We start from the raw sequence: 16,465 nt of genomic DNA, 5'->3' as shown, positions 1-16,465 counted from the left end.
GTTCTTTCCTTATTCAAACAGTGCTTCGATGTCGTTAATCAACTCGCTGGCGGTGATGGCATCGAGCACGGAGAACAGTGCTTCCTGTGCAGAATTTCTTCCCCAGCCATAACTCTCTGCTTTTCCATCCCATAACCATAATTTGCTTAAGAGTTGCTCAGCGCTGAGTTCGACTGGCGACATGCCTACAGCAAAACCTTCATCGATTTCCATGATTAACGACCAGCGGCCCAGAGGTTTGATCATCCAGCCGATCCAGCCTGCATCCTGCGGTTCGCCACGCAACCAGCCTTTATTTGCCAGCCCCATCACCCGACCGCTCGGGCATTTTCTGCCTGTCCAGCGGGTCAGTTCGCTGGCATTGCGTTCGGCTTCTGTCAGGGTGTAACTGTTACGATCAAGCTGGCGGAATGGCGGTAACAGTTCGTAGTCGGCAAAAAGCTGACCAAAAGCGGCGACATCCGTCGGTGATATTTCCAGAACGTGAGGGATACCAATCGCTATATCACCTTCTGGGAGAGTGAAGAGATCATCGTCAGCGGTGCTGTAGCTGTTATCTTCCGCCACGCGGAAACAGGCCTGCAACTGGTTGTCGGTGTTATACGCGCCCCAAATCAGGCGACGGGTTAGGTGGCGAACCAGCGGATGCTCAACCAGGAAGAGTTGAAAGTTTTCCGCTGCCCAGCGGCGGCGCAGGCACATGGCTGATTCCAGCCTTGCTACCTGTTGAGCGGCGACGGTACGGGCATCTTTTTTCAGCAGTTTAAAGCGGTTAACGGCATCGGCAGCCAGCGTTTTATCATCGCTTTTGTTCGGTTTGGGCAGGTCTTTCAGGCGGCTGCCAGACGCATCGCGCACAAACGGTTTTAGGGTTTCATCAAAGCTGACGGTGAACTGACGCGAGCCGAAATCCAGCAGCAGGGAGCCGTTATCATCCAGCCCCAAATCCGGGGCTAACCGGTCTTCAAGTTCTGCTACTGTCAGTTCGCGGCTTTCGGCAATGCTGGCAATTTTTTCTTTTGCCCGCTCCTGCAATGCTTTGAATTTCAGCTTCTGGGCGATACCGTTAAGTTGCATCAGGGCAATGTCACTGCCGATAGCGGCGAGAATATCCAGCCCGACGGTGGCGCGTTTATGCTGGGATTCGCCAGGCCAGACGCGAATAAGCGGCGTTAGTTTGCGGGCGGTGTCATCGTTACCGAGAACACCTAACGCACTGAATGCCCAACTCTCTTTCGACGGCGCGCCAGCAGTCTGCCAGGCGATAAACAGATCCCAGGCAAATTCAGCCAGTGAGTCTGGGGTACAGGCATCTTTCACCTGTAATAATCCCGGATACAGTGCTTCTTCCTGAGGGAAGCGAAGCATTTCACCGAGGTGGAGGAGGGCGTTATCTGGTAATATCTTGCTACTATTTTTTAGTACCGGGCGTGTCCATAACGAAGGTTGATAAAATAGCGGTAAAGAGGGAATTTTCGCCGGGTATTTAGCCAAAGGACTGTTGTCGTCATTTTTATTTCGAACCACCCACGGCGGCGAGACTAACACTGTTGGCAGAATTTCTGAGTTTGCGAAATCTTCATCGCGACTATTCAGCAATTGTTGGCATTGATGTACTAATTTCGCAGCTTGTGACGATAGCCATTGGCCTAATTTTTCGACCAATAAAGGATTTGCATTAAGTAGTGAAACCAGCAAAGTATGTTTACGTTGATCGTTATTTTTTATTAATGCTTCGGCTAATGCCGCTATTGTGGCAGAAGGAAAACTTTCGGCACTTTTTATCAGTCGGTCATAACAACGTTTATTATAATCTGCGGCGTCTATAAGTCCCGTAACAGCCAGCGGATGATTGATACATTTTAGTACGTCACCGCAATTATCTTCTCCAGCATAGGGAAGCAGGCGAGTAAGAGCCTTGATGCCTTGTTCTCGCAGTACAGTGGCAGACCAACTTCTTCCAAATACATTAGTATCCTGATATGGCTCTAATATTTCCAGTATTTGTGGATCTGTCGCTACAAGTTTTAACATTTCCAGTTGTGGAATGTTCATCACTTGATGCAACTGGCGTGCGATATCATGGGCCACTTCGGGTATTTCAGGTATTAAAATGGCAATTAACGGCTGGCGATAGAGTGATATATGCGGCAACGCAACGAGTAATTTGGCAATGCAATTTTGCCAGACTTCCTCTTCAGCCAGCGATAAATGTTTACGCAGACGTAAACTAAAGTTGTCTCTATTCCTTCTATAGTTATCCTGGCTGTAATCTGAATTATTAATAAAGAAGGTCAAATGTTCCTTTTTATAATCAAAATCGAAATCAATTTGCCACCAGTAGATGACAGTTTCAGTTGCGTATTCAATACCGAAGGTGCTTACAATTTCATCCAACAACTCGGATGAGGTTTCATCATTCCAGCTTTGACAAAAACAAATTTCCAGTAAGGTAAGTACAGCCATAGTACGTGCAGACATCTCAGGCTTTCGTGCATTAATTAAGCTGATTGCCTGACTGATGGCATTACTCCATTCATCGGAGCATGAGCTGTAATCGAAAGTCAGATTCTTATAATAGTTGTAGGTTCGATTTGCCAGCCGAGAAATTAAATTTTGTTTCTCAGGTTGGGTTGGTTTTTTTACCGGATCTCCCGGCCAAAGGCGGTGGCTGAGAGCATAGCGAGCAATATTTGGGGGAAGAATAATGGGATCGTTGTCTGCTAACCAGGGAAAATTGTTCGCCGCTACCTGATGATCATTTATGGTGTCTTCCTGTTTTTTCGCTGCGACAGATTCTTTTTTCACTGACACCGCTGTTAATTTAGCATTTGTCTCCGCTTGTTCCACATATCCCTTTTTTGTTTTCTCCGCAATCAGTTTCAGCTCTGCCTTTTCCGCCGCCGCAGCGTCCGCAAAGTTTTTGACCTGGCTTTGCCCGTTGGTGCCGACCTTACCCCAATTGATATGCAACTCGTTGCCTTGCTGCTCAACCGCCCAGAATTTATGTGATTTTTCGTCCTGATAAATATAGGTTTTCATTGCAAAGTCCTTTTAATCAAACAGTGATTCAATATCGTTAATCAGTTCGCTGGCGGTGATGGCATCAAGCGCGGAGAACGTGAGCGAGGGCTGTGTACTGTAGCGTTCCCCTGGTGAAGTCATTTTTACGCTTTCAACAGGTAGCAGGTCGCCATATCCCGTTTCGCCGTAAATCAATGAAAAAGGTTCTGTTTCAAGTTCGAGATCGCCATAAGGAGTAGATTTGCGCATCGCATAAACGCTGCCGCTTTCTTCCAGACGTTGCCAGCCTCGGCGTTCCAGTCCGACAATGCGCCCGGCCTGGCAAAGCCGCCCGCTCCAGCGCGTCAGTTCGTGGGCGCTACGTTCATTATCAGCAAGACGATAACTACCACGATCGAGCTGTTGGAAGGGGGGAAGCAGTTCGTAATCAGCGTAAATTTGCCTGAATGCAGCGGCGGATTCAGCGGGAATTTCCAGCACATGCGGAATACCGATGTTTCCTGCTGGCAGCGTGAATAGCTCATCTTGTGCATCGCTGTAGGTGCTGTCTTCTGCCACGAGGAAACAGGCTATAAGGGTGTTTTCATCGTTATATACTCCCCATAACAGCCGTCGGGTTAAGTGACACATCAGCGGATGTTCCACCAGAAAGAGACGGAACTGCTCTGCCGTCCAGCGTCTGCGCTGGCACATGGCTTGTTCCAGACGGGTAATTTGCTGGCTGGCGATAGCACGAACATCTTTTTTCAACTGTTTGAAGAGGATAACTGCGTCAGTTGACAGTGTTTTATCATCACTCTGGTTGGGTTTAGGTAAATCTTTCAGAACTTTGTCGTTTTCGTCGCGCACGACGGGTTTTAAGGTTTCATCAAAACCAACGGTGAATTGGCGTGAGCCGAAATCCAGTGTCAGCGAGCCGTTGATATCAAGCCCTAAATCCGGTGCCAGGCGGTCTTCCAGTTCGGCCATTGTCAGTCCGCGATTTTCAGCGACCATGTTGATTTTGTCGCTGGCATGTTCCTGTAATGCAACGAATTTAATCTTTTGCGCAATACCATTAAGCAACATCAGCGCAATATCGCTACCGATATTGGCTAGCACATCCAAACCATAAACAGCTCTTTTATGCTGGGATTCACCCGGCCAGGCGCGGATGAGCGGGGTTAGTTTACGCGCGGTGTCGTCATTGCCTAAAATCCCCAGCGAGGTAAATGCCCAGTTTTCTTTTGCGGGTGCGCCAGCTTCCGTCCATGCGGTATACAGATCCCAGCCAAAGTCAGCCAGTGATTCGCGGGTGAAGGTTTCTTTGATGATCGCCAGCCCAGCGTAGGGGGTAATGTCGCGAGGAAAGCTCAACATTGTGCCGAGGTGGCGCATAGCGTCATCTGGCAGAGGCAGGTTGTTACTTTTAAGCCGTGGTCTGCGCCATAAGCTGAACTGATAAAAGCCGGGCAGTGGGGCGATTTTAGCGGGATATTCTTCCAGCGGGTCGCTATCAAATAATGTTGCCAGCGCAGCTAAAACATCAGGTTGATTATACCATTGGGCGATTTCCTCAATCGTTTCTCGCTGGTTTAATTTCACCAGCAGGCGGAGTGCCTGGCGGGCACAATCACGATCTTTTCCTTGTTTGCCCAGTGCCACAGGAAGTAGCCCGGCGGTTGCATGGCGTGGGAAGTTAACCAGCCATTTTCGGGCATCTTCAGCAGACATTTTTTTCTGTAATCGCTGCGCCATCGGTAATGCTAATTCGCTGACGCCCAGGAAAAGGGTGAATATCCACAACTGTTGTGGCTTACGTTGCAGACATTTCATAAACGCAGGAATGGCCGCGTCACCAAAAATCGCCAGAATTTCTCTCTCGCCGGAGAATTGCTCTTCATTAATTATTTGATTGAGAAAATAAATAGCATGCTGAGTGGGTAGGAAGCAGAGCGCGTACAACTGCCAGTGTCTGCTTCCTTTGTTATGGTATTGCGCAAACTCTGCTTTCAGCGCGGGGAAATCGAAACGTAACAGGGCATCAACTGCGCTTTGTGGCATTATTTTTTTTTCGTATTGTTCTTCTCCGGTTCTGCGCCATTCCTTAAACCCCAGTTGCCAAAGGATTTGCTGTTCTGGCGTTAAAGGGATGAAAGACGTTTCCCAGCTTTCCTTTTCAATTAGTGGCAGATCGGTAAATAATGTTTGCTGTGATGTCTGAAATTTCGCGATTTCACTGAATCTGGATATGTCAGTATGACTGATTAACTCTGTAATTCCTGGTGTGATATCAGTGACGGCAGGAACTGGAAGCACCGGTAAATCAAATACGGGTATTGCATTCTTTTTCTTATTTATTACCCACGGTGGAGCGGTAAACAGCTCCGGCAACATATCCGCAGTGGCATATTCACATTCATCAGTCACAGGTTGCGGACGACATTCAGATAATATGCCTGCCGCTTTAGCATTAACCCAGGGAATAACGTCACATACCAACTCTGGCGTGGCGGTAATCAGTTTGACAAGTGCGTTACGCCACTGTGCATCTTCATGTATTGCCAGTAAAGTTGCATAAGCGGCAATAGCCGCAGCGGGATGTTTTTGGCAGGCTTTGCTTAAGTATTCCAGGTGCTTTTTCTTGCCAATTACACCAAGGATCAGAATTTGAATCGCATCCGGGTGATTCGTTTTCCATAACCATTTGACAAGATTTTCAGTCTCGCTGATGCGCTCGAAGAGATAAGTGGGATTGTCAGAATGGTCTTCCGTTAACTCAAGAAGTATCCGGCTTACACCGCATATCCCATGATTTGCCAGCAACATTGCCAGGTAAGCGCGAAAATCACGATACAACGGTGGGAAGTCGTATTTTTCCGCTGTGCTCAGAGCTGCATTATCGGTTACCACCAGTCTTAACCAGGTCATTGCCGGAACGTTTTGATCTACATAACGTAGCGCCATAGCATTGGCGATATCCGGTCGTTCAGGGATCAGTAGCGCCGCAAAAGGTTGCCGTGCTGGGGAGAGTGAGGGAATGGCGGTAAGTACTTTATCTACACAGCGTTGCCACTCATCTTCTGAAGCGAGTGAAAGATAATGGCATAGACGCTGATGCCAACTCGGTAGCGATTCTGCTTCGAGATCAGGAGGAATTATGGTCGTGACGTCAGTTTTTACTGGTTTATATTTTAGTTGAAGAGCACGAAGAGCGATTTCAACGGTAGTTTCCAGTCCACAGCGAATGACTAAGTCATCGACCAGTTCATCTGCAGAGTAAGAGTTCCAGAAACTCCAGAGCAATGCAGCATCAGATTGCACACTCCCTGTTTGTTGATTATCCAGAATTCGCCTTTGTAACTCGGCAAACGCTAGCAGCCAGTTTTCAGGATAAGAGCGGTAATTGTTGTCGGGGTCATATGCCCTGGTGTTATCTGCGATGCGCTTCCATATTTCACCATCTTTATACAGGTAACCGATTTCTCTCGGCCTGCGGCGATGAGGAAAAGCAAATCGATTAATATCGTCAGTTACCGGAATCGTCGCATCATCAGCAAGCCAGGGGCATTTATTCTTATTTACAGGAGGAGTTTCAACTTCAGGAGTGACTCTGGCTTTGGTGGCTGGCGGGAGATTCACATTTGCCGAAGCGTCTTCCACATAGCCTTTTTTCGTTTTCTCCGCAATCAGCTTCAGCTCCGCTTTTTCCGCTGCTGCAGCGTCCGCAAAGTTTTTTACCTGGCTTTGTCCGTTGGTGCCAACTTTGCCCCAACTGATATGCAGCTCGTTGCCATGCGGCTCCACCATCCAGAATTTATGTGATTTTTCGTCCTGATAGATAAACTGTCTCATTCTGCATCCCTGTATTTTTATCCAGTCGAATACAGATGCTAACAGTATTTATGCAGGTTAGAGAGAGACGAAATCGCAAGAAAACAACTTTAGGAATTTATAAAGAAAAGGCGCTGTCGATGCAGCGCCTTGAAGGGGAATTATTTCACCTGATGACCCGGTTTAGCACCGGCATCCGGGCTTAACAGGAAGATATCTTTCCCGCCAGGACCGGCAGCCATCACCATGCCTTCGGAGATACCGAAGCGCATCTTACGCGGCGCCAGGTTAGCCACCATAATGGTGTGACGACCAATCAACGCTTGTGGGTCTGGATAAGCAGAACGAATGCCGGAGAAGACATTGCGTTTTTCACCGCCGAGATCCAGCGTCAGGCGCAGCAGCTTGTCAGAACCTTCAACAAACTCTGCGTTTTCGATCAGCGCCACGCGCAGGTCAACTTTGGCGAAGTCATCAAAGGTGATGGTTTCCTGAATCGGATCGTCTGCCAGCGGGCCAGTAACTGGCGCGGCGGTGGCTTTCACTTCTTCTTTGGATGCTTCCACCAGTGCTTCAACCTGCTTCATGTCGATGCGGTTATACAGTGCTTTGAACGGATTCACTTTATGCGCCAGCAGCGGTTGCTGGATACCATCCCAGGTCAGTTCCGTATTCAGGAACGCTTCCGCACGTTCAGTCAGTTTCGGCAGAACCGGCTTCAGATACGTCATCAGCACACGGAACAGGTTAATACCCATCGAGCAAATCGCCTGCAGGTCAGCATCGCGGCCTTCCTGTTTCGCCACCACCCACGGAGCCTGCTCGTCAACATAGCGGTTAGCCAGGTCAGCCAGCGCCATGATTTCGCGCACAGCTTTACCAAATTCGCGGCTTTCCCACGCTTCGCCAATCACTTCAGCGGCATCGGTAAAGGTTTTGTACAACTGCGGGTCAGCCAGCTCGCTTGCCAGTACGCCGTCAAAACGCTTGTTAATGAAGCCCGCGTTACGGGAGGCCAGGTTAACCACTTTGTTAACGATATCGGCATTCACACGCTGAACAAAATCTTCCAGGTTCAGGTCGATATCATCGATGCGTGAAGAGAGCTTCGCGGTGTAGTAGTAGCGCAGGCTGTCAGCGTCAAAGTGATTCAGCCAGGTGCTGGCTTTAATGAACGTGCCGCGAGATTTGGACATCTTCGCGCCGTTCACCGTCACATAGCCGTGAACAAACAGGTTGGTCGGCTTGCGGAAGTTGCTGCCTTCCAGCATGGCTGGCCAGAACAGGCTGTGGAAGTAAACGATATCTTTACCGATGAAGTGGTACAGCTCGGCGGTGGAATCTTTCTTCCAGTATTCATCGAAGCTGGTGGTATCGCCGCGCTTGTCGCACAGATTCTTGAAGGAACCCATGTAGCCAATCGGCGCATCCAGCCAGACATAGAAGTATTTACCCGGCGCGTTCGGAATTTCAAAACCGAAGTAAGGCGCGTCGCGGGAGATATCCCACTGTTGCAGACCGGATTCAAACCACTCCTGCATTTTGTTTGCCACCTGTTCCTGCAACGCGCCGCTGCGGGTCCATGCCTGCAACATTTCGCTGAAAGAGGGCAGATCAAAGAAGAAGTGTTCGGAATCACGCATTACCGGCGTAGCGCCAGAAACCACCGATTTCGGTTCAATCAGTTCAGTCGGGCTGTAAGTCGCACCGCATACTTCACAGTTATCGCCGTATTGATCTGGCGCTTTACATTTCGGGCAGGTGCCTTTCACAAAACGATCCGGCAGGAACATGCCTTTTTCCGGGTCGTACAACTGAGAGATAGTGCGGTTTTTAATAAAACCGTTCTCTTTCAGGCGAGTGTAAATAAGCTCCGACAACTGGCGGTTCTCTTCGCTGTGCGTCGAGTGATAGTTGTCATAGCTGATATTAAAGCCTGCGAAATCAGTCTGATGCTCCTGACTCATTTCGCCAATCATCTGCTCCGGGGAGATACCGAGTTGCTGAGCTTTCAGCATGATCGGCGTACCGTGCGCATCGTCGGCACAGATGAAGTTGACTTCGTGGCCGCGCATTCGCTGGTAACGGACCCAGACATCAGCCTGGATGTGCTCCAGCATATGGCCGAGGTGGATTGAGCCGTTAGCGTACGGCAGTGCGCACGTCACCAGAATTTTCTTCGCGACTTGAGTCATAGTAGGCATTACTTCTTAGTAGTGAAAAGGGGTTAGATAGTACCAAATGGGAAAATGTTAAGTAAGTACTTATCTATTTTCTTCAGGTAAACTATTTAGCTGATGGTTTATCTATATAAATAAGGAGTCGGGATGAACGAACAATCCCAGGCCAAATCACCAGAAGCCTTGCGCGCAATGGTCGCCGGGACACTGGCTAATTTTCAGCACCCAACCCTGAAGCATAACCTCACCACGCTGAAAGCATTGCATCATGTCGCCTGGATGGACGACACGCTGCATGTGGAACTGGTTATGCCGTTCGTCTGGCATAGCGCGTTCGAAGAGTTAAAAGAGCAATGTAGCGCCGAATTGCTGCGTATCACCGGGGCAAAAGCTATCGACTGGAAACTGTCGCATAGCATTGCCACGCTGAAACGCGTTAAAAATCAGCCGGGAATTAACGGCGTGAAGAACATTATCGCGGTCAGTTCCGGCAAAGGCGGCGTGGGTAAATCCTCCACGGCGGTAAACCTGGCGCTGGCGCTGGCGGCGGAAGGAGCGAAAGTCGGCATTCTGGATGCCGACATTTATGGCCCGTCGATCCCAACCATGCTGGGGGCAGAAAATCAGCGTCCGACCTCGCCGGACGGCACTCACATGGCGCCGATTATGTCTCATGGTCTGGCAACCAACTCGATTGGTTATCTGGTCACTGACGACAACGCGATGGTGTGGCGCGGCCCGATGGCCAGCAAGGCGCTGATGCAAATGTTGCAAGAAACCTTATGGCCCGATCTGGACTATCTGGTGCTTGATATGCCGCCAGGCACCGGTGATATTCAATTGACACTGGCGCAGAATATTCCAGTGACCGGTGCTGTAGTGGTCACTACGCCGCAAGACATCGCATTGATTGATGCGAAAAAAGGCATTGTGATGTTCGAGAAAGTCGAAGTGCCGGTACTGGGCATTGTCGAGAACATGAGCGTGCATATCTGCAGTAATTGTGGTCATCACGAGCCGATTTTTGGCACCGGTGGTGCAGAGAAACTGGCTGAGAAATATCACACGCAGTTGCTGGGTCAGATGCCGTTGCACATTAGCCTGCGTGAAGACCTCGACAAAGGCACACCGACCGTTATCAGCCGTCCAGAGAGCGAATTTACCGCTATCTATCGTCAACTGGCTGACCGCGTTGCTGCCCAGCTCTACTGGCAGGGAGAAGTTATTCCTGGCGAGATCTCCTTCCGCGCAGTCTAACGCGTATTAACCTTTCTGGGTACACTTCATACACCGCAGCAATGTTACATTGATGCGGTGTATTTATTTTTGCAGCTATAATGAACAGCTTTTTTAATGCTGCGAATATTCTGCGGATCTTCGTCCGAAACTGAACAAAGTAGATTGATCGTGCAGGCAATGCCCATTTACCATCCTTCGTGGCTGTGTAGTGGATGTACAGCTATAGTTTGTTATGCACTCAATCTATCCAGGCATAACCTTTACTACAGGGATAACGTTCAATGAATAAGTATTGGCTGTCAGGAATTATTTTTCTCGCCTATGGATTGGCGTCTCCCGCGTTTTCATCAGATACCGCCACATTAACTATCAATGGCAGGATCAGCCCCCCGACATGCAGTATGGATATTGTTAATAGCCAGCCCCAACAGCATTGCGGTCAGGTATTGCAAAGCGTTGATTCCCGCCATCGGATTTCTTCACCGGTAAAAGGCGTCACGACAGAGCTGGTTGCTGCGGGTAATGGGAACAAACGGCAAATCGTTTTAAATCGCTACGATTAAATCTGGCAATATCGGGGTTAAAGAGTTTAGAAAGCTGAAATCATTCATGTGAATGATTTCAGCTTTTTTATTGATATTAAAAATGACAGCTACAGTAATTCGTATTAATTAATAGATTTGATAAATATTTAATGCCATTAACTATTTGTTGCGTTTATATTGCAATAGTTAATTTGCTTTAAATCAATAAAACAATATGTTTACATTGCGGTAACTTTTGAGGCGTGAGAAATTTGTTCCCAGGAGATACAGACTCTTAACAACCAAAAATAAATTCTATTAAGGAACATGTTATGAAACGTTCAATTATTGCTACCGCTGTCTTTTCTTCTTTTTTCATGAGTGCTGAGGTATTTGCTGCTGATGTTGATACCGGGACTTTAACCATTAAAGGGAATATTGCAGAGTCCCCATGTAAATTCGAAGCAGGTGGTGATTCAGTAAGTATTAATATGCCGACTGTACCAACTACTGTCTTTGATGGTAAATCTAAATATTCTACCTATGATGATGCGGTCGGTGTAACCAGTAGCATGTTAAAAATTAGCTGTCCGAAAGAGGTTGCTGGTGTAAAACTTTCGTTGATTACCAACGATAAAATAATTGGCAACGATAAAGCTATAGCCAGTAGTAACGATACCGTGGGCTACTATCTCTATTTAGGTGATAACAGCGATGTCCTGGATGTTTCTGCACCTTTTAATATTGAAAGTTATAAAACAGCGGATGGTCAATATGCGATCCCGTTTAAAGCGAAATATCTGAAACTGACAGAAAACTCAGTGCAATCAGGTGATGTAGTATCTTCTTTAGTTATGCGTGTAGCCCAGGATTAATAATTAAATAAATTTGCAAGTTTCTCCAGGTAATAGACATGGCCGCTATCCCCATGGCGGCTTTTTAATTTAAAGAGGAATTAAGATGAAAGGATTATTACCCTTGCTCATCTCTTCGATGGTTTTTCCTGCACATGCCGGAGTTGTTATCTACGGGACACGTATTATTTACCCGGCAGAAAAAAAAGAAGTGATGATACAGTTGATGAATCAGGGTGATCGCTCTTCGCTGCTTCAGGCGTGGATTGATGATGGTGATACTTCACTCCCACCAGAAAAAATCCAGGTTCCTTTTATGTTAACGCCACCAGTGGCAAAAATAGGGGCAAATTCCGGGCAGCAAGTAAAAATTAAAATCATGCCGAATAAACTGCCCACTAATAAAGAGAGTATTTTTTATCTGAATATTCTGGATATTCCACCAAATAGTCCAGAACAAGAAGGCAAGAATGCACTGAAGTTTGCGATGCAAAACAGAATTAAATTGTTTTATCGACCGGCGGGTATCCCACCGGTAAACAAAGCAATATTTAAAAAATTGCTGGTGAATCGCAGTGGTAATCATTTGGTGATAAAAAATGACTCAGCGAATTGGGTAACGATTTCTGATGTAAAAGCCAATAATGTCAAAGTTAATTATGAAACTATCATGATTGCACCATTAGAAAGTCAGAGCGTTAACGTCAAAAATAATAATGCAAATAGCTGGCATCTGACCATTATTGATGATCATGGCAACTATATTAGTGACAAAATTTAATTGCAGGAGCTGCCTATGTTGAGAATGACCCCACTTGCATCAGCAATCGTTGCGTTATTGCTCGGCATTGAAGCTTATGCGGCTGAAGAGACCTTTGATACCCATTTTATGATGGGGGGAATGAAAGACCAACAGGTTGCTCATATTCGTCTGGATGATAATCAACCTTTGCCTGGCCAATATGAAATCGATATTTATGTTAATAAACAATGGCGCGGTAAATATGAAATTAGCGTTAAAGATAATCCGCAAGAAACGTGTTTATCGAGGGATATTATCAAACGGTTAGGTATTAATACCGATAACTTTGCCAGCGACAAGCAATGTTTAACATTAGAGCAACTTGTTCAGGGGGGGAGTTATGCCTGGGATATCGGCGTTTTTCGTCTCGATTTCAGTGTTCCGCAAGCCTGGGTGGAAGAGCTGGAAAGTGGCTATGTTCCACCGGAAAACTGGGAACGGGGAATTAATGCGGTTTACACCTCTTATTATGTGAGTCAGTATTACAGCGACTATAAAGCGTCGGGAAATAGCAAAAGTACCTATGTACGTTTTAACAGCGGGTTAAATTTTCTGGGGTGGCAACTGCATTCTGATGCCAGTTTTAGCAAAACAGATAACAATACAGAGGAGTGGAAAAGCAATACACTGTATCTGGAACGTGGATTTTCTCAAATTCTCGGCACGCTGCGTATTGGTGATATGTACACGTCAGCCGATATATTTGATTCCGTTCGCTTCAGCGGAGTTCGGTTATTTCGTGATATGCAGATGTTGCCAAACTCGAAGCAAAATTTTACCCCGCGGGTACAGGGGATTGCCCAGAGTAACGCGCTGGTAACTATTGAACAGAACGGTTTTGTCGTTTATCAGAAAGAGGTTCCACCAGGCCCGTTTTCGATTAGTGATTTGCAGTTAGCGGGCGGAGGTGCGGATCTTGATGTGAGTGTTAAGGAAGCCGATGGTTCAGTTACTACATATCTGGTGCCTTATGCGGCAGTACCTAATATGCTGCAACCCGGCGTGTCGAAATATGATTTTGCAGCGGGCCGTAGTCATATTGAAGGTGCGAGCAAGCAAAGTGATTTTGTCCAGGCAGGTTATCAGTATGGTTTTAATAACTTATTGACGCTGTATGGCGGCACGATGATTGCTAATAATTACTACGCGTTTACCCTGGGAACAGGTTGGAACACGCGCATTGGCGCAATTTCAGTCGACGCAACTAAATCGCACAGTAAGCAAGACAATGGTGATGTGTTTGACGGGCAAAGTTATCAAATTGCTTATAACAAATTTTTGAGCCAAACATCGACACGTTTTGGTCTGGCGGCCTGGCGTTATTCGTCGCGTGATTACCGGACGTTTAACGATTATGTGTGGGCAAATAATAAAGATAATTATCGTCGTGATAAAAACGATGTCTATGACATTGCCGATTATTACCAGAATGATTTTGGTCGCAAAAATAGCTTTTCCGCCAATATGAGTCAGTCAATGCCAGAAGGCTGGGGATCTGTGTCATTAAGTACTTTATGGCGGGATTACTGGGGGCGTAGCGGCAGCAGTAAAGATTATCAGTTGAGTTATTCCAATAATTTGCAACGGATAAGCTATACCCTCGCGGCAAGTCAGGCATATGACGAGAATCATCATGAAGAGAAACGCTTTAATATTTTTATATCGATACCCTTTGACTGGGGAGATGACGTTACGACGCCTCGTCGGCAAATATATATGTCTAACTCAACGACGTTTGATGATCAGGGTTTTGCCTCAAATAATACGGGATTATCAGGAACAGTAGGGAGTCGAGATCAGTTCAATTATGGTGTCAACCTGAGTCATCAACATCAGGGAAATGAAACGACAGCAGGGGCGAATTTAACCTGGAACGCGCCTGTGGCGACAGTGAATGGCAGTTATAGTCAGTCGAGTAATTATCGGCAGGCTGGAGCCAGTGTTTCAGGGGGCATTGTCGCCTGGTCGGGTGGCGTTAATCTGGCGAATCGTCTTTCTGAAACTTTTGCCGTGATGCATGCGCCGGGAATTAAAGATGCTTATGTGAATGGGCAAAAATATCGCACCACGAACCGTAATGGTGTCGTGATATACGACGGAATAACTCCTCATCGGGAAAATCACCTGATGCTGGATGTATCGCAAAGTGACAGTGAAACAGAATTACGCGGTAACCGTAAAATTGCCGCCCCTTATCGCGGCGCGGTCGTTCTGGTCAATTTCGACACCGATCAACGCAAACCCTGGTTTATAAAAGCATTAAGAGTGGATGGGCAACCGTTAACATTTGGCTACGAAGTCAATGATATCCACGGTCATAATATTGGCGTTGTCGGCCAGGGAAGTCAGCTTTTTATTCGCACCAATGAAATACCACCAGCGGTTAATGTGGCAATTGATAAGCAACAAGGGCTTTCATGCACAATCACCTTCGGTAAAGAGATTGATGAAAGTAAAAATTATATCTGTCGGTGAGAGGTGGAATATGATTTTCAGAAATGGAATGTTACTAATTTTTATTTTATGGGCTAATTTTACCTGGGCTGGATGTCGTACCACTGCATCATTAAATATTACTGATAGTATTAATGTGGGGGAGATTTTAGCGAATGAGGTTTCCTTTAGTAAAAGTGTCGTGTTTACGGGGATATCTTGTGATACGAGCACGGATAAAATAGTCTATAAAAATATCCAAAGTGATTGGGTTGAAGTTGGACCTTTTGGTAATGGCGAAAAGTTAAAGGTTAAAATAGAGTCTTTAGGTAAAACCAGTGACACGATTGGGAAATCCAGCAATGCGCAGGCAGTATTACCCTATGTGGTTAAAATATCCAAAGGTACACCTGATTTTACTGGAGAAAGAAAACCTACCTGGTTTATTTCAGATACTGTGATTGCAAATATTGGCGGTGAGTCATCTTCATCCATTGACTTTTGGTTGGGCATTTGTAAGACATTGAAGATTAACTGGTGTGTAAGTTATCTCACCAGTAAACTGGCGGGGGATACATTTACGCTTGGGTTAAGTATTTCCTATTATCCTAAAAATACGACCTGTAAGCCTGAAAACACAATAATAAAAGTAGATGATATTGCCTTGTCCCAACTCAGAAGTCAGGGAAAGATTACGGCGAACAGTAAGGAAGGAATAATTACGTTGAAGTGTGATAATCTTTTCGGCGGCACAAAACAAGCATCGCGGAATATGGTCGTATATCTTTCCAGCAGTGACTTAGTTACAGGAAGCAATACAATTTTGCGTGGCAACATAGATAATGGTGTAGGATTTGTTTTGGATCTAAAAGAACCACCAAAAGGGACTGAAGCAGCCATCAAAATTTCTGCTAGCGGCGATCAGGGCGCGGCGACATCATTATGGAAAACAGATAAACCCGGAGCTCCTTTAAATAGTAATATTATTAATATACCTGTCCTGGCCAGTTACTATGTATACGATAAAAATAAAGTTAAATCGGGTGCACTTGAGGCAACTGCACTGATCAACGTGAAATACGACTAATAACAAACAAGACGAGCAAGTGGCTAATAATAAAAAATAATAAGGTGTCTGCATTTCCCCCTCTCTCCGAGGGGGCTTTTTTTAGCGATGATAAAAAATCTCACCGTCGTAGGCTTTAATGATTTTTCCGTCGGTATCATTGATCAGCACATATGCACCGCCCATATAGGTCCAGTGGGTTCCAGCGTCAGGTGCGGGCAAGTTACGCAACTGCCACTGCTTAATGTTGTACTCATCGGTACGGTACATTTCTGGTACGGTGTCACCTGGTTTGAAATGCTTGAAGTCAGCAATGAAACTGCTTAACTCATACTTCGAAATTCCCGAGGCATTGGTCGAACCCGCGGTGGCTGGTGCGGCCCATGCTGCGCTGGTTACCAGCAAAAGCGCACCCAGCAACATCTTATTTTTTATGGTCATATACTCTCCACTTTGGGGATCAGTAAAATCAGTCGCATATCTTTCCTGCCATACAATATAACCGACAAGAGATATTTTGTTAGTGATCC

9 protein-coding genes and 2 pseudogenes are annotated in these 16,465 nt (G+C 46.4%); 6 read left to right on the top strand and 5 right to left on the bottom strand.

All coding sequences use genetic code 11. From position 1 onward, the window contains the following. Positions 1-9: 9 nt before the first annotated feature. From A1WG_RS25350 to metG, 4 genes and pseudogenes are all read right to left on the bottom strand, one after another. Positions 10-1,497, bottom strand: a pseudogene (locus A1WG_RS25350) (DUF4132 domain-containing protein); the annotation flags it as partial. Positions 1,498-2,825: 1,328 nt separating this feature from the next. Beyond that, positions 2,826-3,042, bottom strand: a pseudogene (locus A1WG_RS25345) (WGR domain-containing protein); the annotation flags it as partial. A gap of 12 nt (positions 3,043-3,054) precedes the next feature. Further along, complete coding sequence (locus A1WG_RS20230; RefSeq protein ID WP_016242518.1) at positions 3,055-6,858, bottom strand: WGR and DUF4132 domain-containing protein; 3,804 nt, start codon at positions 6,856-6,858, stop codon at positions 3,055-3,057. 140 nt (positions 6,859-6,998) lie between these two features. After that, positions 6,999-9,032: a methionine--tRNA ligase gene (metG, locus tag A1WG_RS20235; protein WP_001516682.1), complete on the bottom strand. Its 2,034-nt coding sequence runs from the start codon at positions 9,030-9,032 to the stop codon at positions 6,999-7,001. Between the two features lie 132 nt (positions 9,033-9,164). Here metG and apbC point away from each other — a divergent pair, with 132 nt between their 5' ends. The 6 genes from apbC (at position 9,165) to A1WG_RS20265 (ending at position 15,956) form a co-directional block, all read left to right on the top strand. Continuing rightward, complete coding sequence (gene apbC, locus A1WG_RS20240) at positions 9,165-10,274, top strand: iron-sulfur cluster carrier protein ApbC (RefSeq protein ID WP_001005460.1); 1,110 nt, start codon at positions 9,165-9,167, stop codon at positions 10,272-10,274. Positions 10,275-10,537: 263 nt separating this feature from the next. Then, positions 10,538-10,819: a DUF2574 family protein gene (locus A1WG_RS20245; protein ID WP_001516679.1), complete on the top strand. Its 282-nt coding sequence runs from the start codon at positions 10,538-10,540 to the stop codon at positions 10,817-10,819. A 293-nt stretch (positions 10,820-11,112) separates the two neighbouring features. Continuing rightward, a complete protein-coding gene (locus tag A1WG_RS20250) occupies positions 11,113-11,655 on the top strand; it encodes a fimbrial protein (RefSeq protein ID WP_001516678.1) in 543 nt (180 codons plus the stop codon). Between the two features lie 85 nt (positions 11,656-11,740). Further along, positions 11,741-12,415: a fimbria/pilus periplasmic chaperone gene (locus tag A1WG_RS20255; protein ID WP_001516677.1), complete on the top strand. Its 675-nt coding sequence runs from the start codon at positions 11,741-11,743 to the stop codon at positions 12,413-12,415. 15 nt (positions 12,416-12,430) lie between these two features. Beyond that, positions 12,431-14,911 carry a fimbrial biogenesis outer membrane usher protein gene (locus A1WG_RS20260; protein ID WP_001516676.1) on the top strand — a complete coding sequence of 827 codons (2,481 nt, stop codon included), beginning with the start codon at positions 12,431-12,433 and terminating at the stop codon, positions 14,909-14,911. A 10-nt stretch (positions 14,912-14,921) separates the two neighbouring features. Then, the gene (locus A1WG_RS20265) at positions 14,922-15,956 is read left to right on the top strand and encodes a fimbrial protein (RefSeq protein ID WP_001516675.1); all 1,035 of its coding nucleotides are present in this window, start codon (positions 14,922-14,924) and stop codon (positions 15,954-15,956) included. Between the two features lie 81 nt (positions 15,957-16,037). On the opposite strand, the gene rcnB is transcribed toward A1WG_RS20265, so the two are convergent. Then, positions 16,038-16,376 carry a Ni(II)/Co(II) efflux transporter accessory subunit RcnB gene (rcnB, locus tag A1WG_RS20270; RefSeq protein WP_000153060.1) on the bottom strand — a complete coding sequence of 113 codons (339 nt, stop codon included), beginning with the start codon at positions 16,374-16,376 and terminating at the stop codon, positions 16,038-16,040. Positions 16,377-16,465 lie beyond the last annotated feature (89 nt).

It is taken from the genome of Escherichia sp. KTE96, assembly GCF_000408525.1.
Lineage (GTDB): Bacteria > Pseudomonadota > Gammaproteobacteria > Enterobacterales > Enterobacteriaceae > Escherichia > Escherichia marmotae.
Note: the sequence above shows the minus strand (reverse complement) of the source record. Positions and strands in the feature narration are given on the sequence as shown.

Coding starts and splice junctions, on each gene's coding strand:
- A1WG_RS20230 (WP_016242518.1), bottom strand. CDS start 6,858: ATGAGACAGTTTATCTATCAGGACGAAAAATCACATAAATTCTGGATG.
- metG (WP_001516682.1), bottom strand. CDS start 9,032: ATGACTCAAGTCGCGAAGAAAATTCTGGTGACGTGCGCACTGCCGTAC.
- apbC (WP_001005460.1), top strand. CDS start 9,165: ATGAACGAACAATCCCAGGCCAAATCACCAGAAGCCTTGCGCGCAATG.
- A1WG_RS20245 (WP_001516679.1), top strand. CDS start 10,538: ATGAATAAGTATTGGCTGTCAGGAATTATTTTTCTCGCCTATGGATTG.
- A1WG_RS20250 (WP_001516678.1), top strand. CDS start 11,113: ATGAAACGTTCAATTATTGCTACCGCTGTCTTTTCTTCTTTTTTCATG.
- A1WG_RS20255 (WP_001516677.1), top strand. CDS start 11,741: ATGAAAGGATTATTACCCTTGCTCATCTCTTCGATGGTTTTTCCTGCA.
- A1WG_RS20260 (WP_001516676.1), top strand. CDS start 12,431: ATGTTGAGAATGACCCCACTTGCATCAGCAATCGTTGCGTTATTGCTC.
- A1WG_RS20265 (WP_001516675.1), top strand. CDS start 14,922: ATGATTTTCAGAAATGGAATGTTACTAATTTTTATTTTATGGGCTAAT.
- rcnB (WP_000153060.1), bottom strand. CDS start 16,376: ATGACCATAAAAAATAAGATGTTGCTGGGTGCGCTTTTGCTGGTAACC.